This window comes from Streptomyces sp. NPDC088354, assembly GCF_044753585.1.
In the GTDB taxonomy this organism is placed as follows: Bacteria; Actinomycetota; Actinomycetes; order Streptomycetales; family Streptomycetaceae; genus Actinacidiphila.
The window spans coordinates 78,372-99,575 of the sequence record NZ_JBIVNJ010000018.1; the positions used below are offsets into that span (position 1 = coordinate 78,372).

Annotated in this window: 15 protein-coding genes and 1 tRNA gene; 11 read left to right on the forward strand and 5 right to left on the reverse strand. The window is 70.7% G+C overall.

What is annotated here, in order from left to right; all coding sequences use genetic code 11:
• Window positions 1-78: 78 nt before the first annotated feature.
• The 10 genes from ACIP98_RS24745 to ACIP98_RS24790 all read left to right on the forward strand — a co-directional run bounded on the left by ACIP98_RS24745 (window position 79) and on the right by ACIP98_RS24790 (window position 10,642).
• Complete coding sequence (locus ACIP98_RS24745) at window positions 79-561, forward strand: DUF6479 family protein (RefSeq protein WP_319661682.1); 483 nt, start codon at window positions 79-81, stop codon at window positions 559-561.
• A gap of 21 nt (window positions 562-582) precedes the next feature.
• The gene (locus ACIP98_RS24750) at window positions 583-1,284 is read left to right on the forward strand and encodes an endonuclease V (RefSeq protein ID WP_401977976.1); all 702 of its coding nucleotides are present in this window, start codon (window positions 583-585) and stop codon (window positions 1,282-1,284) included.
• On the forward strand, window positions 1,277-2,527 hold the full coding sequence (locus tag ACIP98_RS24755) for a cytochrome P450 (RefSeq protein ID WP_319661678.1): 1,251 nt from the start codon (window positions 1,277-1,279) through the stop codon (window positions 2,525-2,527). The genes ACIP98_RS24750 and ACIP98_RS24755 overlap by 8 nt, the downstream gene beginning before the upstream one ends.
• Window positions 2,528-2,643: 116 nt before the next feature.
• Entirely contained in the window at window positions 2,644-3,696 is a 1,053-nt protein-coding gene (locus tag ACIP98_RS24760; RefSeq protein WP_401977978.1) for a transglycosylase family protein, read from the forward strand.
• A gap of 244 nt (window positions 3,697-3,940) precedes the next feature.
• Window positions 3,941-5,221 carry a phosphopyruvate hydratase gene (gene eno / locus ACIP98_RS24765; RefSeq protein WP_319661676.1) on the forward strand — a complete coding sequence of 427 codons (1,281 nt, stop codon included), beginning with the start codon at window positions 3,941-3,943 and terminating at the stop codon, window positions 5,219-5,221.
• A gap of 122 nt (window positions 5,222-5,343) precedes the next feature.
• Window positions 5,344-5,859: a septum formation initiator family protein gene (locus ACIP98_RS24770; protein ID WP_319661675.1), complete on the forward strand. Its 516-nt coding sequence runs from the start codon at window positions 5,344-5,346 to the stop codon at window positions 5,857-5,859.
• A gap of 17 nt (window positions 5,860-5,876) precedes the next feature.
• On the forward strand, window positions 5,877-6,422 hold the full coding sequence (locus tag ACIP98_RS24775; protein ID WP_401977980.1) for a DUF501 domain-containing protein: 546 nt from the start codon (window positions 5,877-5,879) through the stop codon (window positions 6,420-6,422).
• Complete coding sequence (locus ACIP98_RS24780; RefSeq protein ID WP_401977982.1) at window positions 6,419-7,360, forward strand: exopolyphosphatase; 942 nt, start codon at window positions 6,419-6,421, stop codon at window positions 7,358-7,360. The genes ACIP98_RS24775 and ACIP98_RS24780 overlap by 4 nt, the downstream gene beginning before the upstream one ends.
• A gap of 363 nt (window positions 7,361-7,723) precedes the next feature.
• Window positions 7,724-9,097, forward strand: coding sequence for an NAD(P)/FAD-dependent oxidoreductase (locus ACIP98_RS24785; RefSeq protein ID WP_319661672.1), 1,374 nt, complete (start codon window positions 7,724-7,726; stop codon window positions 9,095-9,097).
• Between the two features lie 216 nt (window positions 9,098-9,313).
• Complete coding sequence (locus ACIP98_RS24790; protein WP_401977983.1) at window positions 9,314-10,642, forward strand: class I SAM-dependent methyltransferase; 1,329 nt, start codon at window positions 9,314-9,316, stop codon at window positions 10,640-10,642.
• 84 nt (window positions 10,643-10,726) lie between these two features.
• On the opposite strand, the gene ACIP98_RS24795 is transcribed toward ACIP98_RS24790, so the two are convergent.
• Both ACIP98_RS24795 and ACIP98_RS24800 read right to left on the reverse strand, forming a co-directional pair.
• The gene (locus ACIP98_RS24795) at window positions 10,727-13,228 is read right to left on the reverse strand and encodes an ABC transporter permease (RefSeq protein ID WP_401977984.1); all 2,502 of its coding nucleotides are present in this window, start codon (window positions 13,226-13,228) and stop codon (window positions 10,727-10,729) included.
• A 41-nt stretch (window positions 13,229-13,269) separates the two neighbouring features.
• Window positions 13,270-14,040: an ABC transporter ATP-binding protein gene (locus ACIP98_RS24800; protein WP_319661669.1), complete on the reverse strand. Its 771-nt coding sequence runs from the start codon at window positions 14,038-14,040 to the stop codon at window positions 13,270-13,272.
• A 365-nt stretch (window positions 14,041-14,405) separates the two neighbouring features.
• Between ACIP98_RS24800 and ACIP98_RS24805 the strand changes: the two genes are divergently transcribed.
• Window positions 14,406-14,491: transfer RNA gene (locus tag ACIP98_RS24805), tRNA-Leu, on the forward strand.
• A 139-nt stretch (window positions 14,492-14,630) separates the two neighbouring features.
• Here the strand turns inward: ACIP98_RS24805 and ACIP98_RS24810 are convergent.
• From ACIP98_RS24810 to ACIP98_RS24820, 3 genes are all read right to left on the reverse strand, one after another.
• Window positions 14,631-18,356 carry an endonuclease/exonuclease/phosphatase family protein gene (locus tag ACIP98_RS24810; RefSeq protein WP_401977986.1) on the reverse strand — a complete coding sequence of 1,242 codons (3,726 nt, stop codon included), beginning with the start codon at window positions 18,354-18,356 and terminating at the stop codon, window positions 14,631-14,633.
• A 428-nt stretch (window positions 18,357-18,784) separates the two neighbouring features.
• A complete protein-coding gene (locus ACIP98_RS24815; RefSeq protein ID WP_319661667.1) occupies window positions 18,785-19,192 on the reverse strand; it encodes a hypothetical protein in 408 nt (135 codons plus the stop codon).
• A gap of 641 nt (window positions 19,193-19,833) precedes the next feature.
• The gene (locus ACIP98_RS24820; protein WP_401977988.1) at window positions 19,834-20,997 is read right to left on the reverse strand and encodes an acyltransferase family protein; all 1,164 of its coding nucleotides are present in this window, start codon (window positions 20,995-20,997) and stop codon (window positions 19,834-19,836) included.
• Between the last annotated feature and the right edge of the window lie 207 nt (window positions 20,998-21,204).

Here is a 21,204-nt window from a genome sequence, read left to right on the forward strand (position 1 = left end):
CTGGGGGCACCCCCGGCCGAAGGTTGGGGGAGGGCGGGTGGGAGGGATGACTCGGGGCGAATGGGGTAAATGGGTGACATGCGAGCACTTGAGCAGATCCAGCTGGCCGTGCCGCACGACTACCTCGTCGGCATCGCCCCGCTGGTCGTGGGCATCTTCCTCGTCGGGTTGCTGATAGGCGCCGTGTCGATCGGCCTGTACGCCCGGTCCAAGGAGCCGCCGCCCGAGCAGCGGCCACAGCCCCGCGGCGGGGCGTGGCACACGCGGCAGGAGTACGGCCGCGAGACCCCGGCCGACCACGGCCCCGGTCACCAGGACGGGGAGCGGCACCGCCTGACCGAGTGGCGTGACTACGACGAGTGGCCGCAGGACGGCATCCGTCACCTCCCGCACTCCCTCAAGGGCTTCGGCAACTGGGGTTCTCACGGGGTCGCCACCCCGCCGGAGGGCGTGCCCGTGCCCAAGGCACACGCCGCGGGCCGGAACCGGACACCCGGGCCGGAGCGCGGTAGGGGCCCCGCCAACGGCGACGGCAGGGACCAGCGGGGCGGACAGACCTGACCCCGCCGTAGTCTCGCGGCCATGCGCATCGACGTCCCCCACGCATGGCCGCGCGACGAGGCCGGGGCCCTGGCCCTGCAGGACCGGCTCCGGCCGCTGGCCGACCACCGCGGGCCCGGCCCGCAGCGGCCGCGGTACGTGGCGGGGCTGGACGTCGCGTACGGCGGGGGTCACGGCGCCGCGGAGGACATCGTGGCGGCCGCCGTCGTCGTGCTCGACGCGGCCACGCTCGCCCCGGTCGACCGGGCCACCGCGACGGCCCGGGCGGGTTTCCCGTACGTCCCGGGGCTCTTCGCCTTCCGGGAGCTCCCCGTGCTGATCGAGGCGCTGCGGGGCCTGACCGTCACGCCGGACCTGCTGCTCTGCGACGGTCAGGGGCTCGCCCACCCGCGCCGCTTCGGCCTGGCCTGCCACCTGGGGGTGGTCACCGGGCTGCCGGCCGCGGGCGTGGCGAAGACCCCGTTCACCGGCACGTACGACCCGGAGGCGCTCGGCGAGGAGCGCGGGGCGTCGGTGCCGCTGGTCGACGCGGGCGAGACGGTGGGGCGGGTGCTGCGCACGCGGAGCGGGGTGCGGCCGGTGTACGTGTCGACCGGCCACGGCATCGACCTGGACACCGCGTGTCGCCATGTCCTGGCCCTGTCCCCCTCCTACCGGCTGCCGGAGACGACCCGGCTGGCCGACCGGCTCAGCCGCGAGCGGCTAACGTCATGGGGTGCATGACAGCGTGACCCCCGAGCCCCCCGAGCTGTTCACCTGGCAGTTCGCCACCGATCCCTATCCCGCGTACGCCTGGCTGCGCGAGCACTCACCGGTGCACCGCACCACGCTCCCCAGCGGTGTGGACGCGTGGCTGGTGACCCGGTACGCGGACGCGCGGCAGGCGCTGGCCGACGGACGGCTCAGCAAGAACCCCGTCCACCACTCCGAACGGGCCCATGCGAAGGGGAAGGTGGGCATCCCGGGCGAGCGGAGCGCCGACCTGATGACGCACCTGCTCAACATCGACCCGCCGGACCACACCCGGCTGCGCCGGCTGGTCTCCAAGGCCTTCACCCCGCGCCGCGTCGCCGAGTTCGCCCCGCGGGTGCAGGAGCTGACCGACCGGCTCATCGACGGCTTCGCCGCGAAGGGGGAGGCCGATCTCATCCATGAGTTCGCCTTCCCGCTGCCCATCTACGCGATCTGCGACCTGCTCGGCGTCCCCGCCGAGGACCAGGACGACTTCCGGGACTGGGCCGGGATGATGATCCGGCACGGCGGCGGCCCGCGCGGCGGGGTCGCCCGGTCGGTGAAGAAAATGCGCGCATATCTGCTGGAGCTGATCCACCGCAAGCGCGCGGACCTCGGCGACGACCTGATCTCCGGTCTGATCAGGGCGAGTGACCACGGCGAGCACCTCACCGAGAACGAGGCCGCCGCGATGGCGTTCATCCTGCTCTTCGCGGGGTTCGAGACCACCGTCAACCTCATCGGCAACGGCATGTACACGCTGCTGCGCAACCCCGGCCCGCGGCGCCGGCTCCAGGACGCGCTCGCCCAGGGCGAGGACGGACTGCTCGGCACGGCCGTCGAGGAACTCCTGCGCTACGACGGGCCGGTGGAGCTGGCGACCTGGCGGTTCGCGACGGAGCGGCTCACCGTCGGCGGCCAGGAGATCGCGACCGGGGACCCCGTGCTGGTGGTGCTGGCGGCCGCAGACCGCGACCCCGCGCGCTTCAACGAGCCGGACACCCTGGACCTTTCCCGCCGGGACAACCAGCACCTCGGCTACGGTCACGGCATCCACTACTGCCTGGGTGCGCCACTGGCCCGGCTGGAGGCGCGGTCCGCGCTCGCGACGCTGCTGACCCGGCTGCCCGACCTGCGGCTCGCGGCCGATCCGGCCGAGCTGCGCTGGCGCGGTGGGCTCATCATGAGAGGTTTGCGGACCTTGCCCGTCTCCTTCACACCGGAACGTGACTGACTGGGCGTCATAGCGTGATCTTCACGTGATCCGCGAGACATCGACTTGTGATGCATGGGCCAAGGCCACTACGGTCAGGCGCCATCGCGATATTCGAACCTGAAAGGCGATGGCGCATGCTGAAGTCCGGGAACGGCCGACACCGCAAGCCGCGTCAGGCCCCGACCGCCATGGTCGCGGTCGCGGCGACCGGGGCGGGCCTCACGCTCCCCCTCTTCGCGGCGAGCGGCGCGAGCGCCGCGGACGCCGGCGCCAGTTGGAACGCCGTCGCCTCCTGCGAGAGCGGCGGGCTGTGGAGCTCCAACACGGGCAACGGGTTCTACGGCGGCCTGCAGATCACCGAGGAGACCTGGCGGCAGTACGGCGGCACGGCGTACGCCGAGCGCCCCGACCTCGCCAGCCGCAATGAGCAGATAACCGTCGCGGAGAAGATCCTCGGCGTGCTCGGCCCCGACGCGTGGTCCGGCTGTGCCGACCAGGCCGGGCTGGGCGAGGTGCTGCAGGACCTCCTCGGCGGCGACTCCCACGACGACCAGGGCACCGGTACCGGCAACGGCACTGGTACGGACTCCGGCACCGGCACCGGTACGGACAACGACGACAAGGGCGCCACCAGCGGGTCCGCCGACGGCACCGGCACGGACTCCGGGACCGGCACCGACTCCGGCACGGACGCGTCCGCCGGGTCCTCGGACAGCGGCGACGACTCCACCGCCGTCCCGGACACCACCGCCACCGCCGACCCGGAGGTCTCCACCGGCACCTCCGTCAAGGTCCCGGGCAAGCACCGCAAGCCCGAGGCCGGCAGCACGTCCCAGGCGCCCGGCGGCACGACGGACGCCGGCAGCGGCACGCGCGGCCGGACCGCGACGCCTCCGCAGGTCGTCGAGGGCGACGCCGCCTGGGGCAGCATCGCCCGCGGCACCACCCGCAGCGCGGACGACCGCTCGGACCGCGGCACGGACCGCGGCGCGACGGAGGGCACCGCCACCAAGACCACCAGCGGCAACCGCTACGTGGTGCAGGAGGGCGACTCGCTGTGCGGGATCGCCATGGAGCAGGGCCTGCCGGGCGGGTGGCGCGGACTGTACGCGGCCAACAAGGACGTCATCGGCGAGGACCCGGACCAGATCGTGGCCGGCGAGACCCTGGAGCTCGGCCGCCGCTGACCCGGTGCCGTCCGCCGCGGGCGCCCTGCCGGGCGCCCGCGCGGCAGCTCGGGCGCGCCCCGTCGCGGCCCGCGCGCGGTGCGCCGCGCCGTGCCGGTCGGCGGGCGTCCTTCCCCGATCGTTCTTCTCGGTGCCCCCTTCCGTTCCCGGTCCGGTGCGGACTTCCCCGGAGCGTGCCCGGACGGGGCTTTTCGGGTCGGTTAGGCTCATGCCCGAAACGAAGAGACATCAGAAGGAGACTCACGTGCCGTCGATCGACGTCGTCGTAGCCCGGGAAATCCTCGACTCGCGAGGCAACCCCACCGTGGAGGTCGAGGTCGGCCTCGACGACGGCAGCACGGGCCGTGCCGCCGTGCCCTCCGGAGCGTCCACCGGAGCGTTCGAGGCCCTTGAGCTCCGTGACGGTGACAAGAGCCGTTACCTGGGCAAGGGCGTGGAGAAGGCCGTGCTCGCCGTCATCGAGCAGATCGGCCCGGAGCTGGTCGGCTACGACGCCACCGAGCAGCGGCTGATCGACCAGGCGATGTTCGACCTGGACGCGACCCCGGACAAGTCCTCCCTCGGCGCGAACGCCATCCTGGGTGTCTCGCTGGCCGTCGCCCACGCCGCGTCCGAGGCCTCCGACCTCCCGCTCTTCCGCTACCTCGGCGGCCCGAACGCCCACGTGCTGCCGGTCCCGATGATGAACATCCTGAACGGCGGCTCGCACGCCGACTCCAACGTGGACATCCAGGAGTTCATGATCGCGCCCGTGGGCGCGGAGTCCTTCTCCGAGGCTCTGCGCTGGGGCGCCGAGGTGTACCACACCCTCAAGGGGGTCCTGAAGGAGCGCGGCCTGTCCACCGGCCTCGGCGACGAGGGCGGCTTCGCCCCCAACCTGCCCAGCAACCGCGACGCCCTCGACCTGATCGTCGAGGCCATCAAGAAGGCCGGCTACCAGCCGGGCCAGGACATCGCGCTGGCACTCGACGTGGCCGCCTCCGAGTTCTACAAGGACGGCAGCTACTCCTTCGAGGGCAAGTCCCTCTCGGCGGCCGAGATGACCGCGTACTACGCCGAGCTGGTGGCGGCGTACCCGCTGGTCTCCATCGAGGACCCGCTGAACGAGGAGGACTGGGACGGCTGGAAGACCATCACCGAGCAGCTCGGTGACAAGGTCCAGCTCGTCGGCGACGACCTGTTCGTCACCAACCCCGAGCGCCTGCAGCGCGGCATCGACAACGGCACCGCCAACGCCCTGCTGGTCAAGGTCAACCAGATCGGCTCGCTGACCGAGACCCTGGACGCCGTCGAGCTGGCGCAGCGCAACGGCTACAAGTGCATGATGTCGCACCGGTCCGGCGAGACCGAGGACGTCACCATCGCCGACCTCGCCGTCGCCACCAACTGCGGCCAGATCAAGACCGGCGCCCCCGCCCGCAGCGAGCGCGTCGCGAAGTACAACCAGCTCCTGCGCATCGAGGAGATCCTCGACGACGCGGCCGTGTACGCCGGCCGCTCGGCGTTCCCGCGCTTCAAGGGCTGACGCACGCCCTGCTGCCGCCCGCCGCACCCGCGGCGGGCGGCAGCGGTTCACGGTCACCGGAACACCGGTCCACCGGTCCCCCCGGGGCAACGACGAACGCGAACCCCCCACCGGAGGTGCACGTGCCGGATCGCTTCTCCACCGCGACGCGCATCCGTGCCCTCGGGGCACAGGCGCAGGCCCGGGTCTACCGCGCCACCGGCCGCCCGCGGCGGCCCTCGCTGCCCCGCGGCCGCAACCGGCTGACCGGGCGTGCCGCGCTGCTCGCCCTCGTCGTGTGCGCGCTGGTGGTCGCCCTCGCCTACCCCACGCGCCAGTACGTGGCGCAGCGCTCGCAGATCGCCGACCAGCGCAAGCAGGCCGACCAGGCCCGCCGACGGGTCGAGGAGCTGCGCGAGGAGAAGGCCCGCTGGCAGGACCCCGAGTACGTCAAGGCGCAGGCCCGGGCCCGGCTCCACTACGTCCTGCCCGGCGAGACGGCGTATACGGTGGTCAGGCCCACCGGGGCCGCCGCCCGGGGCGACGAGGCCGCCGGCCCGCACCGCGGCGACGGCGACAACGCCGCCCGCCGCCCCTGGTACGCCAACCTGTGGGACGGTGTCGACCACGCCGACGCCGCCGCCCCCGCACACCGCTGAAAGAGACGCACCCAGGCATGGATACGCCCCCGCCGCCCACCGAGCACGCCCCACCGACGGAGCGCGATGTCGCCGCCATCGGGGCGCAGTTGGGCCGCGTCCCGCGCGGTCTGCGGGCCGTCGCGCACCGCTGCCCCTGCGGCAACCCGGACGTCGTCGAGACGGCGCCGCGACTGGAGGACGGCACGCCGTTCCCGACGCTGTACTACCTGACCTGCCCGCGAGCCGCGTCCGCGATCGGCACCCTGGAGGCCGAGGGGGTCATGAAGGACATGACCGCACGGCTGGCCGAGGACGAGGAACTCGCCGCCGGCTATCGCGCCGCGCACGAGGACTACATCGCCCGCCGCGACGCGATCGAGGTGCTGCAGGGCTTCCCCAGCGCGGGCGGCATGCCCGACCGGGTCAAGTGCCTGCACGTGCTGGTCGGCCACTCCCTCGCGGCCGGCCCCGGGGTCAACCCGCTCGGCGACGAGGCGATCGCGCTGCTGCCGGAATGGTGGCGCAAGGGACCGTGCGTCGACCCCGACGGCGGCACCGGCGCCGAGGGGGGCGACCAGTGACCCGTGTCGCCGCCGTCGACTGCGGCACCAACTCGATCCGCCTGCTGGTCGCCGACGCGGACCCAGCGACCGGCGCCATCAAGGACCTGGACCGCCGGATGACCATCGTCCGGCTCGGCCAGGGCGTGGACCGCACCGGCCGGCTGGCCCCCGAGGCGCTGGAGCGCACCTTCGCGGCCTGCCGCGAGTACGCGGCGGTCATCGGCGAACTGGGCGCCGACGCGATCCGTTTCGTGGCCACCTCCGCCTCCCGCGACGCCTCCAACCGTGAGGACTTCGTGCGCGGCGTGGTGGACATCCTCGGCGTCGAGCCCGAGGTGATCAGCGGTGACCAGGAGGCCGAGTTCTCCTTCACCGGGGCCACCCGGGAGCTGGTGGGCCGCGCCGACCTGGCGCGCCCCTTCCTCGTCACCGACATCGGCGGCGGCTCGACGGAGTTCGTCGTCGGCGACACCGCCGTCACCGCCGCCCGCTCGGTCGACGTCGGCTGCGTGCGGATGACGGAACGGCACCTGGTGCGCGACGGCGTCGTGACCGACCCCCCGACCCCCGGGGCGATCGCCGCCACGACGCGGGACATCGACGCCGCGCTGGACCTGGCGGAGGCCACCGTGCCGCTGCGCGAGGCGCGCACGCTCGTCGGGCTCGCCGGTTCCGTGACCTCCGTCGCCGCGATCGCACTGGGCCTCGCGGAGTACGACCCGGTGGCGATCCACCACGCCCGCATCCCGGTGGAGCAGGTCCGCGCGGTCACCGAGCGGCTGCTGGCCGCCACGCACGCCGAGCGCGCGGCGATCCCGGTGCTGCATCCGGGGCGGGTCGACGTGATCGGTGCGGGGGCGCTCGTGCTGCTGCGGATCATGGAGCGGACGGGTGCCCGGGAGGTCGTGGTGAGCGAGCACGACATCCTCGACGGCATCGCCTGGAGCATCGCCTGAGCAGCACGCTTGTCAGGTGAGCGGGCCTTCGCGGTGGGCCCGACACGCCTGCCGCAGAAGGTTCGTGAATTTCTTCACATGAAAGTTCCCGCCGGACGGCCCAACTGCCCCGCGCAAGGGCCCCCGGAACCCCCAAGAGCCCTTGCCGGGCCCGTGTTTCGTCCATATTGCGGGAGCGTTGTCGAGGCCCCCCGGATGCCGATCGTCGCTGGTGGGACGGGTACTCAACGCCTACGGCCGGCAACGGGTTCCCCCCGGCGGCTGTGGTCCTGATCACGAAGCGGCGCAGTGTAGCAGAGGGCCCGGGAAACCTTGTGAAGGGGCTCACGAGGTACCCCCCGGGACGTGGTGAATACTCGAAGCATGAGCACCACGGAGCGTCCCAGGATCCTCGTAGTAGGCGGTGGGTACGTCGGCCTGTACGCGGCCCGGCGCATCCTCAAGAAGATGCGCTATGCGGAGGCGACCGTCACGGTCGTCGACCCGCGTTCGTACATGACGTACCAGCCCTTCCTGCCGGAGGCCGCGGCCGGCAGCATCTCCCCCCGCCATGTCGTGGTGCCGCTGCGCCGCGTACTGCCCCAGGCGGAGGTTCTGACCGGCCGGGTCACCACCATCGACCAGGACCGCAAGGTCGCCGTCGTCGAGCCGCTCGTGGGCGAGTCCTACGAACTGCCCTTCGACTACCTGGTCGTCGCGCTCGGCGCCGTCTCCCGCACCTTCCCGATCCCCGGCCTGGCCGAGAACGGCATCGGCATGAAGGGCGTCGAGGAGGCCATCGGCCTGCGCAACCACGTGCTGGAGCAGCTCGACAAGGCCGCCTCCACGACGGACGAGGACGTCCGCCGCAAGGCCCTCACCTTCGTCTTCGTCGGCGGCGGCTTCGCCGGTGCCGAGACCATCGGCGAGGTCGAGGACATGGCCCGCGACGCGGCCAAGTACTACGCGAACGTCAAGCGCGAGGACATGCGCTTCATCCTGGTCGACGCCGCCGACAAGATCCTCCCCGAGGTCGGTCCTGAGCTCGGCACCTGGGGCCTGGAGCACCTGCGCGAGCGCGGCATCGAGGTCTACCTCGGCACGTCGATGAAGTCCTGTGTCGACAAGCACGTGGTGCTCGCCAACGGCCTGGAGGTCGATGCCTCCACCATCGTGTGGACCGCCGGCGTCAAGCCCAACCCGGTGCTGGCCAAGTACGGCCTGCCGCTGGGCCCGCGCGGCCACGTCGACACCGCCCCGACCCTCCAGGTCCAGGGCACCGACTACATCTGGTCCGCCGGCGACAACGCCCAGGTCCCCGACCTGGCCTCCGGCCCCGGCGCCTGGTGCCCGCCCAACGCCCAGCACGCGCTGCGCCAGGCCAAGGTCCTCGGCGACAACGTGGTCTCCGGTATGCGGGGCTTCCCGCAGAAGGAGTACAAGCACGCCAACAAGGGCGCCGTCGCCGGCCTCGGCCTGCACAAGGGTGTCGCCCTGGTCCGCTTCGGCAAGATGAAGCTGAAGTTCAAGGGCCGCCTGGCCTGGTACATGCACCGTGGGTACCACGGCATGGCGGTGCCGACGTTCAACCGCAAGATCCGGGTCCTCGCGGACTGGACGCTGGCGGTCTTCCTCAAGCGCGAGGTCGTCTCGCTCGGCGCCATCGAGAACCCCCGCGAGGAGTTCTACGAGGCCGCCAAGCCGCTGCCGGCCCCCGTGGCCCCGGCCGAGGCGTCCCCGGCCAAGGCCAAGGCCTAGCCGCCGCCGGGCCGAAGGGCTCGTTCACCCGTTACAGCCGAAGGGCGTCCGCCATCCGTGGGGCGGGCGCCCTTCGGCATGCCCGTGTCCTGGCCGTGCACACTGCAAACGTGAGATGGGTAGGGGAGAACTACGTTTCCGGGAATGTGGTTGTACTCCACATCTGTTTTCCCTGCGCAGTGGACCCGTCTTCATGGAGGCACGGAGGTACGCGCCATGGCCGATACGGCCGGACGACTGACCGCTCTCGCCAAGCAAGCGCTCGGCGTTTCCTTCCCGCTGCGCATCCGCGCGTGGGACGGCAGCGAGACCGGGCCGCCGGACGCGCCGGCCCTGGTCGTCAGGCACCGCAGGGCGCTGCGCCGGATGCTGTTCAAGCCCGGCGAACTGGGCCTGGTGCGTGCGTGGGTGGCCGGTGAACTCGACGTGGACGGCGACCTGTACGAGGCGCTGCACCGACTCGCCGGGGTCGTCTGGGGCCGTCCGCCGGAGGAGGGCGAGCCGGCCTACCGACGTCTGCTCGCCCGGCTGCGCGACCCCGGGACCGCCCTGATCGCCCGCGAGGTGCTCTCGCTCGCCGGCCCCGGACTGCCCCCGCCCCCGCCGCCGGAGGAGGTCCGCAGACGCGGCGGCGTGCTGCACAGCCCGATCCGCGACCGGCAGGCCATCAGCCACCACTACGACGTCGGCAACGACTTCTACGAGCTCGTGCTCGGCCCGTCCATGGTCTACTCCTGCGCCTACTGGGAGGGGCCCGACGCGACCCTGGAGGACGCCCAGGAGGCCAAGCTCGACCTGATCTGCCGCAAGCTGGACCTGAAGCCCGGACAGCGGCTGCTGGACGTCGGCTGCGGCTGGGGCTCGATGGTGATGCACGCCGCCGAGCGGTACGGGGTGCACGCCACCGGCGTCACGCTCTCGACCGAGCAGGCGGCGTACGCCCGCAAGCGGGTCGCCGAGGCCGGGCTCACCGACCGCGTCGAGATCCGCGTCCAGGACTACCGGGCGGTCAACGACGGCCCCTACGACGCGATTTCGTCGATCGGCATGGCCGAGCACGTGGGCCGCGAGGGCTACCTCCAGTACGCGGGCATCCTGCACGGGCTGCTGCGGCCCGGCGGCCGGCTGCTCAACCACCAGATCGGCCGCCGCCCGTGGGACGACGAGGACGCCTACCACGTCGACGAGTTCATCGACCGGTACGTCTTCCCGGACGGCGAACTGGCCCCCGTCGGCTCGACCGTCGCCCGGCTGGAGGACGCGGGCCTGGAGGTCCGCGACGTGGAGGCGATCCGCGAGCACTACGCCCTGACCCTGCGCGAGTGGGTCGCCAACCTGGAGGCGAACTGGGACGAGGCCGTGCGCCTCGCGGGCGCCGGGCGGGCCCGGGTCTGGCGGCTGTACATGGCGGCCTCGGCGCTGGCCTTCGAGCACAACCGCATCGGGGTCAACCAGATCGTCGCGGTCCGCACCCGGGAGTCGGGCGACTCCGGGATGCCGCGCACCCGGGCCGAGTGGCTCGGGTACGGCGGGCAGGGCGGGTAGGACCGGTACGGCGTACCGCGGGGCGGGGGTCCGGTGACCCCCGCCCCGCGGCGCGTCGGCGTCCGGCCGCCACCCGCCGGCCGGCTATTCGGCCTTGATGGCCTCCAGCATGTTCAGCCGGGCCGCCCGCCGGGCCGGCCACAGCGCGGCCAGCAGGCCCACCACTGCGGCGATCGACAGGAACACCGCGATCCGGTCCCAGGGCAGGACGATCGCGTAGCTCGGCAGACTGGGCCTGATCAGCCCGCCGACGGCCCAGGCCAGGAACACCCCCAGGCCCGTGCCGAGCACGGCGCCGAACAGGGAGATCAGCAGGGACTCCAGCCGGATCATCCGCTTGACCGCGGTCCGGTCCAGGCCGATCGCCCGCAGCATGCCGATCTCGTGCTTGCGCTCGAAGACCGACATCGCCAGCGTGTTGATCACTCCCAGCACCGCGACCAGCACCGCCATCGCGAGCAGTCCGTAGAGGATGTTCAGCATCAGGTCGATGGTGGAGCTGAGCTCCCGGGAGATGTCCGCCTTGTCCTGCACCTTGATGACCGGGTTCTCGCCGAGCGCCTTCACCAGGGCGTCGCGGTTGGCCTCGTCGGCGCCGCCGGCCATCTTCACCAGCACCCGCATGTCCCCGGCCTTCGGGGTGTGCGGGGTGACCGTGGCGTTGTCCATGATCACGCCGTTGATGAGGTCGCCGCCCTGGTAGACGCCGCCGATCGTCAGCCGCCCCTTGGTGCCGTCGTCGTAGCGCACCGGCAGGGTCTGCCCGGGGTGCCAGCCGCGCCGCTTCATCGTGTCGGAGTCCACGACCATCGAGGAGCCGTGCACCGCCGCCACGGAGCCCCGGGTGAAGTCCAGCGCCAGCAGCCGCGCGATCTGGGGCGCGTCGACGCCGGTGATCCACTCGTCCTCGCCGCCGAGCTCGGTGTGCGCGTCCCGCACCGCACTGGAGACGGTGACCGCGTCGAGGCCCGCGACCCGCTCGGCCACCTCGGGGGAGAGGTTCCGGCCGGTGGCCATGGTGACCTGGTAGTCGGACTTCAGGTGGGCGGCCGCCAGTTCGTCCACGGTGGTCTTGACCGAGATGGCCACCACCGTGAGGGCGGTGATCAGGGTGAGCCCGATCATCAGCGCCGACGCGGTCGCGGCGGTCCGCCGCGGGTTGCGCACCGAGTTCTGCCGGGCGAGCTTGCCCGTGATGCCGAAGGGACGCAGCAGCGGCCCCGCCGCGGCGACCACCGGCCGGGACAGCAGCGGGGTGAGGACGAAGACGCCGATCAGCAGCAGTCCGGCGCCGCCGCCCAGCACCATGTTGCCGTTGTCCTTCATGCCCGAGCCGGCCAGCACCAGGACGACGCCGGCCGCCGAGAGCAGCGCCCCGAGGGTGTTGCGCAGGAGCAGGCCCTTGACCGTGGACGGGGCGTGCACACTGCTCATCGCCGCGACCGGCGGGATCTTGGCGGCGCGGCGGGCCGGCAGCCACGCGGCGAGCATGGTGACGCCCACGCCGACCGCGAGCGCCGCTCCCGCCGTGCCCGGCTGCACGGCCAGCGCGCCGTCGGGCAGTTCCGCCCCGGCCGAGCCGAGCACCGCCCGCATGACGGCCGCGATGCCGATGCCCAGCAGGAACCCGGTCACACCGGCCACCACGCCCACGACGAGGGCCTCGGCCAGTACCGACCGCGTGACCTGCCTGCGGCTCGCGCCGACCGCGCGCAGCAGCGCCAGCTCCTTGGTGCGCTGCGCGACCAGCATCGTGAAGGTGTTGGCGATGATGAAGATGCCGACGAAGAGCGCGATCCCGGCGAAGCTGAGCAGCGTGGTGTTGAAGCTGCTGAGGTCGGAGGCGATCTGCCGCGCCTCGTCGTCCGCCAGCTTCCGGCCGGTGGTCGCGGAGGCGTCCTTGGCGTAGCGCGGCAGCAGCTTCTCGATCTCGGCCTTCAGCGTTGCCTGCGCCGTGCCGGGGGCCGCCTTGACGTCGATCTCCTCGTACGTGCCCGGTTTGCCGAAGAGCTTCTGGGCGGTGGCGGTGTCGAAGAGCACCAGGCTGCCGCCCGCGGCGACGTTTCCGTCGTCGGTGGTGAAGACGCCGGTGACCTTCTGCGGCATCACCGGCCCGTCGATGGACATCCGGACGGTGTCGCCGACGGTGTAGCCCGTCCGCTGGGCGGTCCTGGAGTCCAGCGCGATCTCGGAGGAGTCCCGCGGGGCGCGGCCCTCGCGTATCGGATAGCGGTCCGCTCCGGTGTAGTTGCCGCCGCGGGTGGACCAGCCGTCGCCGACCAGCCGGCCCTGCTTGTCGGCGACGGCGGTGAAGCCGGTGACGGTCGCGGTGGTGGACCCGGCGCCGGGCAGCCGGCCGATCTCGTCCACCAGCCGCTGGGGGAGCGGGTGGTCGGGGTCGCCGTAGGTGACGGCCACCGACACGTCGGCGTAGCTCCTGGCCGAGGCCTTGCGGAGGGCGTTGCCTATGGTGTCGGTGAACACGAGGGTGCCGGAGACGAAGGACACGCCGAGCATCACGGCGAGCACGGTCATCAGCAGTCTGGCCTTGTGCGCCAGGACGTTGCGCAGGGCGGTACGGAACATGGCAGGTGGGGTCTCTCGGTCGGCTCGGTGGTGGCGGACGGTCAGCTCGTGCGGCCCTTGGCGTCGAAGCGCTTCATGCGCTCCAGCACCGTGTCGGCGGTCGGGCCGTGCAGCTCGTCGACGATCCGCCCGTCGGCGAGGAAGACCACGCGGTCGGCGTAGGAGGCGGCGACCGGGTCATGGGTGACCATGACGACGGTCTGGCCCAGTTCCCGCACGGAGTTGCGCAGGAAGCCGAGGATCTCGGCGCTGGAGCGGGAGTCCAGGTTGCCGGTGGGCTCGTCGGCGAAGACGATCTCTGGCCTGCTCGCCAGTGCCCGGGCCACCGCGACCCGCTGCTGCTGGCCGCCGGACAGCTGCGAGGGGCGGTGCTTGAGACGGCCGGCCAGACCCACCGTCTCCACGATCCGGTCCAGCCACTCCTTGTCGGGCGTGCGGCCCGCGATGTCCATCGGCAGGGTGATGTTCTCGGCGGCGGTGAGCGTCGGCAGCAGGTTGAACGCCTGGAAGATGAAGCCGATCTTGTCCCGGCGCAGCTTGGTGAGCTGCTTGTCCTTCAGCCCGGACAGCTCGGTGTCGCCGATCCGCGCCGACCCGGAGGAGACCGTGTCCAGCCCCGCCATGCAGTGCATCAGCGTGGACTTGCCGGAGCCGGACGGCCCCATGATCGCGGTGTACTCGCCGGCACGGAACTCCACGGAGACCGCGTCGAGCGCGACGACGCGGGTCTCGCCCTCGCCGTAGACCTTGCTCAGATCGGTGGCCTGTGCGGCCGTGGCCGTGGCAGTCGGGGTTGCGGTGGTGGTGGTCACGGCAGGCTGCTCCTGTCGGAAACGCTGGGGGAGTTCGGACTCCGTCCATCGTCCCGGCGGTAACGGCCGCGGTAATCCGTCCCTGACCTGGTTCCGGGGGCAGTCCCGAGAGGTACCCCGGGACCCCCGGGTCATACCAGGGGATGACACCCACCCCGAGGCGCCGCCTCTGGGGCGGAACTATTTCGCGTCATATGCAGGGGACACCGTCCGCGCCGGGGACCGCCCCGGGCCTGTGGTTTCGTTGCGCCGCCCCTGATCTGATGGATCGTCAGGGAGCAATAGAATCAGACAACATGACGAATCCGGGGCCTCTTCCCACCCACCTTCCCGGATAGGCTCGTGCTGCGCTCTCGCGCCGCCCTGCCCGGATGGTGGAATGCAGACACGGCGAGCTTAAACCTCGCTGCCCCTTGCGGGCGTACCGGTTCGAGTCCGGTTCCGGGCACCACCTCTCTCCGCGGCGCCGCGATCGGTTCCCTAGCAGTCGCGGCACTCGGTGGGGTCCGAGTGCCGCGACTCCTTCGTCCCCGCGCGCATCAGCGGCGGCACTCACCTTCGGACGGGCGTCGGATCATGTCCGCCCGTCGTCACTTGGTGGCGGACCGCAGGGACCACAGTGCTACCGGGATACCGGGCGAGAAGGCGCGGACGGTCAACTGGGCCCACTCCGCTCCATGCGCGAGGTAGAGGCGGTCGTCGGCCGTGGTGTGATTGCTCAGGAAGACGCCGCCGTCGGTCGGCGTCGCACACCACAGGTAGCCGTCGTCGTTGCCGCGAAACGTGCTCAGCGTGACCGCGCTGTCGTCGCGTGGCTCCTCTGGGTGGCCCGATGTCGAGTTGATGTACTTCCCGTCGTAGGCAAGGTAGTAGCACTCGTCCTCGCCGGTTCGGCCTGCGGGGATCGTGATGAACCGCTGCTGAGGTTCATCGGCGTCCGGGGTGAGGATCACCGGCAGGTCTCCCTCCTCCAGGTCGTCGATGTTCAGCACCAACGAGTTCGTCCCGGCATCCTGCAGGGCGATCTCGTTGACGTCCGTGGCCTGGGCCGGCGTTTCGAGGAACCAGCGCTGGCCGGCGGAGCCGTCGAAGTCCCGTCCCGCGAGAGCCTGTCCGCGGTTGACAGCGGTGAGGAATTGACCGGTGACGTAACTGTGAAGCGTCCAGGTTCCGTCGCCCTGATAGACGGGTGCCCAGAGTTGATCGGCGGCTTCAGTCGGCCACAGCACCACGCGCGCGTCGCGGGCACCGCCTTCCTGCCCCAGGTAACGGCCGGCGAGTGGCGCCGCGGCGTGGATCAGCCGGTAGTAGCCGGGGAACTCGGGCACGGGAGAGAGGCTGAAGGTCTGCATCGGTACGTTCGCCTGATTGATCGGCTGGTCGCTGACCACGTTGCTGCTGCCGGAGGGGCCCGCCACGTTGGTGGTGCCGGCGTTGCGCATCACGGCATTGATCGGCGGGACCGGTATTCCTGCCTGGTCGCCGGGTTGCGGCTGGTCCGGCAGGTCGACGAGATCGTAGAGGACGGGGTAGTGGTCCGATGTCGTCAGGTTGTCGATCCGTGCGATTCCATTGACCGTGGGACCTGCGTTGGGTCCGGCCGGCGTCACCGCGTAGTCGAGGGTTCGCGGGGGCCCGCCCTGCGTCGTCGGATGGGTGGGAACCGATGGGGCCCATACGGTGAACGTGTTGGGGTTCTGCGCGTTGAGAGCGGTTTGCAGTGAAGTGTCCGTTCCGCCGTCCGACGGTGCGAAGGGGGCCCGGTTGTAGTCACCGAGGGCGATCCACGGCACCGCCGTCTGACCGGGACCCGCTTGGGTCATCCGCCCCCGGATGTTTTCCAGCAGTTGGGGATCGTCGTTGCCGCTGCCCGAGAGCCCGTGGACCGTGAAGTAGAAGACGCCGCCGATGTTGACGCCGAGCGCGGGTCGGCTGTCGAAGAACCCGGACCTGATGACGCGGACGTTGCTCTCGTCCACTCGTTCACGCGTCCAAATGGCCAGGTTCACCCGGCCCGGCGGACTCGTTTCGTTGGTGTCGGTGTGCAGCCAGTACAGGTAGCCCTGCGGACGGGCGTACGTCCCGCCGACTCGGTATTCCTGGACCGGGATGACGTAGCCGAGACTGTCCCAGTACTCGATCCTGTCGTTGGCGATGGTTCTCAGGGGGTGGGCGGACGGCGGCGGCGAGCCGGCCTCCTGGAGGAGGATGATGTCGGCGTCGTTGTCGTTCGCCAGTCGCATGAGGTCCACGCTGTACTTGTTGCTGTTGGCGCCGGCGGTGTTGGCGCCCTGCATGTTCCAGGTGATCACCTTGCGGCGCTCGTTCTGACGGGGGTCGATCCCGCCACCGGTGTCGCGCAGGAACAACGACGACCGATTGCCCACGGAAAGGTTCACCACTCCCTTTCCCTTGTAGTCCAGGGTCTCCCGCCCGGTCCAGTCCGGAATCGGCTGGCCGTCCTGACTCAGTGGGCGGAACCGATGGGGGGCGTTGTTGTCCGAGCCGAACTCAAAGGCCGTGCCGCCCTGGGCACCGGCACTGCCGGCCGAGTACGGCGCATAGGGCTCGAACGGCCCGCCCGGCGTGGTCTGCTTGATGAGCGTGTTGTTGTAGAAGACGTTCTGCGGTCCTGAGGACCCCGACCACTTGACCGCCTTGGGGCCGGCCGCCCACCAGATCGGGTACCAGGTACCGTCGTCGATCTCGCCGCCCTCTCCGCCGCAATTCGTCTGGCAGTTGGCCGAGCGGTGCTCATAGGGGACTCTCACCGTGTTCTGTTCGAACAGGTTGTTGTGCTCCCAGCCGCCGTGCAGGTTCAGATCCGAATCGAGGTCGTTGCGGAAAGCGACGTTGCCGCTGGCCGACCACTGGAAGGTGAAGTGACGCAGGTTGCGGCTGAGGTTGTACGCCCACAGCGAGTCCCACACACGGCTGCCCCGCAGGTAGCCGTTGCCGCCCTTGCCCTTGTTCCACGCGCCGTCGAAGCTGTTCCGCTCGATCTGCAGGTTGCGGGCGTTCTCGGTCACGATCGGATGCGAACCGGTCATGGTGGCCTTGAGCCCACGCGCCCAGCTGTTCGCGGCCCACTTGAAGACGATGCCGTGCATCGCGTACTCGGGCGCCATGTTGCCGTAGTTGTGCACGGCCTGGTCGGGAGAGAGCTGGTAGGTGCCGCCGCCCAGCTTGGGCAGGCCGTTCATGTCCTGCGTGAAGGCGAAGTCCTCGAATCCCACCTCCTCGACCACCTTCAGAGGGGTGACCTTGCTGGCATACGGGGTGGTGCCCAGTGAGTCGGACCCGTCCGAGGTCGAGTCGACGGGCAGGTCCCACTCCAGGGGGCGGTCCAGTCTGATGGTCTTGGCGGTGCTGTCGACAGCGGTGACCCGGAACATCTGCTGGCGCATGTGGAGGTTCTCCATCGCGGCCCGGTCCGTCACACCCTGCTGTTCGTAGAACTTGACGCTGTTGGCCGCTCCCACCCAGGCATAGCCGCCCAGGGTGAACGCCTTCATGTCGGCCTTCGAGTTCAGCTGGACGATGTTGTCCCCCTGCCTCGCCGAGAACCCCGCGTCGTCGGTTCGGGCGGCCACCTTGATGCCGGAGACCCAGTGCTGGTTGACACTGCCTTCGAAGAGGTCCTTGCGATTGACCGGGGCCGCGGCGAAGTCGTCCTTGTAGCGATCCGCCACGTCTCGGGTCTGCACCCGGAACATGCCCCGCCCCGGCCATATCCAGCCGCCCGTGCCGATGTCGCTGCCGCTGCCGGCCGCCATGCCGTCCTGGTCCCAGCGGCCGTTGACGAGCGCGTCGTAGCGGGTATTGACGTCGGGACGGAACACGAGCTTGGTTCCCCCGTCGCCGGAACCCTTCCCGCGCATGATCAGGAAGCTGGCGTCGACGTACATCTGCCGTGACACATCGATACGTCCGGCCGGCAACTCGATCAGTGACAGCCGGTGGAAGTTGGCGCTCGGTGAGCACTGGCTCTTGATGTCGTCGATGGCCTTCTGCAGTCCGGTGGTGTCATCGATGCCGTCGTTCGCGATGACTCCGTACTTGCCGGAGAGGAGTTCCGGGGTGATGCGGCAGCCGGGATCGTCGGTCATGTCTCCGGCCCCGGGCAGCTCCTGGCCGCCCAGGTAACCCACGCGCGACCAGTCCGGCAGACCAGCGGGCGGGCCCGTGCGGTTGGCGTGGCCGAGCTCCGGTCCGGCCGCTCCGGGTCCGGCTGCGACCGCGGCTGCTGCCGGTGTCCCTGAGGCAAGGACCGGCAGCGAGATGGAGAGCAGCAGGCCGGTCACTAGCGCGGCCACTGGTCGAAATTTTCTCACTTGACTCTCTTTTGTGTCATTTACTGTTCGCGGTGGAGGGTGTGCCCGGTCAGTGCCGAGCGGGGCCACCACCGAAGCCGTGCGGTCGCAGAGCCCTCGGCCGCTGCCGACAGTCGGGTGCGCAGGGCACTGCCGCCGCGCACGCAGCGGTCCCGGCACCGACGTGAGACGACGGTGCCGGGACCGGGGCCATCCTGATGCGCCGCCCAATGAGCCCTCGAGCACTGCGGTGTTCAGTACTCAGGTCAGGGCAGCCGGAACGGTGACTGCCTGCGTGCAACGGATACGCAGAGCGAGCGGGTATCCGGTGCCCGGTATCCAGCAGGAACGACGCAGCGTTGTTCGCGCTGCTTCACACGGTGCCGTGTCCGGGGGTCGCCGCTACGGCGGCGAGCTGTGACCCCACGGCATCAGTACCTGTAGTAGTGCGAGGCCCCTCCGTGCAACTCGGTGGTTCCTTCGGCCGCGAACCCTATACCCGACTTACCGTCGTAGAACGTCTCGTACTTGCGATCCGGGCCGATCACATCGAACGTCCCGCCGGTGGTGTTGTAGTGCCCGACCATCCAAATGAGGCTGGGGTGGCTACCGGTGGGCATCGGACCCCACCAGCATGCGGCGCCCGGGTTGAGCGTCGGGCTCAGAGTGCGGGTGGCCCCATGCTCGTCGGAGTACTCAAGGTGGACCTTGTAGTTCCCCCAGGGGCACAGCTGCACCCAGCCGTCCTGGATGCTGGATGCCGACGCGGGCGCCGTGGAGGCGACGGAGAAACCGGCGACCAGAGCGGCTGCGACGAAGGGGGAAGCGATTGCACTCAAGATCTTCTTGGGGTTCATTGCCTTCTCTGCGTTGTTCTTGCGTGGGCTTTCGCCGACGTCGGTGCGCTACTGCGGAGCGCATCTGAGTGGCGCGGGCGAAGTCGCGTGAAACGCGATGCGCGTCTCGCGCGTTGATGCGCCTTGTCCATGAAGAAGATAGTCAAATATTCAACCAGTCCATAGAATGTGCGCGCCGTCTTTGCTCCGGTGCCAACGGCTCAAGGCACGGGTGTCCCATTTCCGTCTGCGTCGGCGGGGGAAAGCGTCGGTGGGCCGTGTGGCCGGCGTGCCCTGGCATGGTGGGGCCGCAGAATTTCCGCCCGACGTGGCGGAGGGTGCGGCGGCTGTGCGTGGCGAAGGCCTGGAGGTGAGCCCCAGGCAGGGGACTGCCGGGCCCGCCGCTCGGGGGCCTCGATATGAGACGGCGTCTTCCAGTCGGACGTTCAGGGAAGGGTTGACCACGCGTAAGCACCCGCCCGGATCCGGGTTTCCGCCAAGACCGCGGTACGGAGCCGAGGCGGGAATTCCGTTGGGCTCGGCAGCCGACTGCCGAGCCCAACGCCCGCCGGGGGCCCGGGGTGCGCCCGGGCCGTGCTCTTACGGGCGCACGGTGGTGCGGTGAGCACCGTCGTACCGGGTGGTCACCGCGCCGGGTGGAGGTCGGGGCCACCGGCCGGGAGGGGGCGGTCCAAGGTGCGCTTGAGGCGGCGCGCGAGCGGCTTCTCGGCGAGGACGTGGAGCAGCCAGGCGAGCACCAGCATCGCGGCCGTGGTGATCGCGAGGGTCGCGACGGGGCCGTGGTGGTCGTGCAGTCCGTAGATCACCAGGTGGCCGATGCTCTCGTGCACCAGGTACAGCGGATAGGTCAAGGTGCCCGCGAAGGTGAGCCGGCGCCAGTTGACGTGGCGGAACCAGCCGAGGGCGACCCCGGCCATGACGGCGAAGCACAGGGTGACCACGGCGGAGGCCACGCCGCCGGAGAGATGGGTGTGGATCATCTTGCTGAAACGTTCCGTCTCGGCGACCACCGTCTCCTGGGCGATGAGCCAGGAGACGCCGACGATTCCCCACGCCACCGCGTGGGAGCCGAAGCGGTGGATCAGGTAGAAACCGATGCCGGCGATGAAGTAGGCGGAGTACTGCGGTACGAGCAGGTTGTTGAGCAGCCTGTCGTTGGCGGCGTGCGTGATGACGGTGCCGACGGTCCACAGGCAGCAGAAGGCGACGGTGCTGCGGTAGGTGACGCCCTTCCAGACGACCAGGGCGAAGAGCAGGTAGAAGCGCAGCTCCACCCACAGGCTCCAGAAGACACCGCTCACGTCCGGCGTGCCCAGCGGCTCATGGAGCATCGTGAGGTTCAGCAGGATCTGGTGGATGCCGGGGCGGTCGGTCACTACGGGGAAGGCCGTCAGCGCGGCGCTGATCAGCACGATGGCCGCCCAGTAGGCGGGGTAGAGCCGGGTGATCCGGGAGCGGAGGAACTGCCCCAGGCCGCGGCCCCAGGCGCTCATGCAGATCACGAACCCGCTGATGAGGAAGAAGAACTCCACGCCCAGCCACCCGTAGTCCGAGACCGGGGTCCATGCCGGAAGGACCTCGCGGCTCGGCTGCCCCCAGGCGTGCGAGACGTCCGCGCCGCGGGAGAGGTAGTGGAAGAGCAGGACCGACAGCGCGGCGATCAGCCGCAGTCCGTCCAGCGTGTGCAGGCGCTGCCCGCCGCGGCCCTGCTTGGCCTCGACTCCTGGCCGCGGGCCCGCCGCGGAGGCCGTCCCGCCGGTACCGGCGGATATGACAGCAGTGTCCACCGGAGTCACTGGGCACCGTTCCCCGCGGCGGCGGCCCGGCTCCGCGCCGGTCGGCGAGAGGAACGTGGCGGACGTGCCGCCCATTCGACTCTGCTCATCCCTTGTCCTTCCCAGTACGTCGACTCGGCCGCGGCAACCGAGGCCGGCCGCTGCATCGGGCGCCGACACCACCCACAGCTGCGGGTACGCCCTTGTCCGGGTCGTACG

Coding starts and splice junctions, on each gene's coding strand:
- ACIP98_RS24745 (WP_319661682.1), top strand. CDS start 79: ATGCGAGCACTTGAGCAGATCCAGCTGGCCGTGCCGCACGACTACCTC.
- ACIP98_RS24750 (WP_401977976.1), top strand. CDS start 583: ATGCGCATCGACGTCCCCCACGCATGGCCGCGCGACGAGGCCGGGGCC.
- ACIP98_RS24760 (WP_401977978.1), top strand. CDS start 2,644: ATGCTGAAGTCCGGGAACGGCCGACACCGCAAGCCGCGTCAGGCCCCG.
- ACIP98_RS24775 (WP_401977980.1), top strand. CDS start 5,877: ATGGATACGCCCCCGCCGCCCACCGAGCACGCCCCACCGACGGAGCGC.
- ACIP98_RS24785 (WP_319661672.1), top strand. CDS start 7,724: ATGAGCACCACGGAGCGTCCCAGGATCCTCGTAGTAGGCGGTGGGTAC.
- ACIP98_RS24790 (WP_401977983.1), top strand. CDS start 9,314: ATGGCCGATACGGCCGGACGACTGACCGCTCTCGCCAAGCAAGCGCTC.
- ACIP98_RS24795 (WP_401977984.1), bottom strand. CDS start 13,228: ATGTTCCGTACCGCCCTGCGCAACGTCCTGGCGCACAAGGCCAGACTG.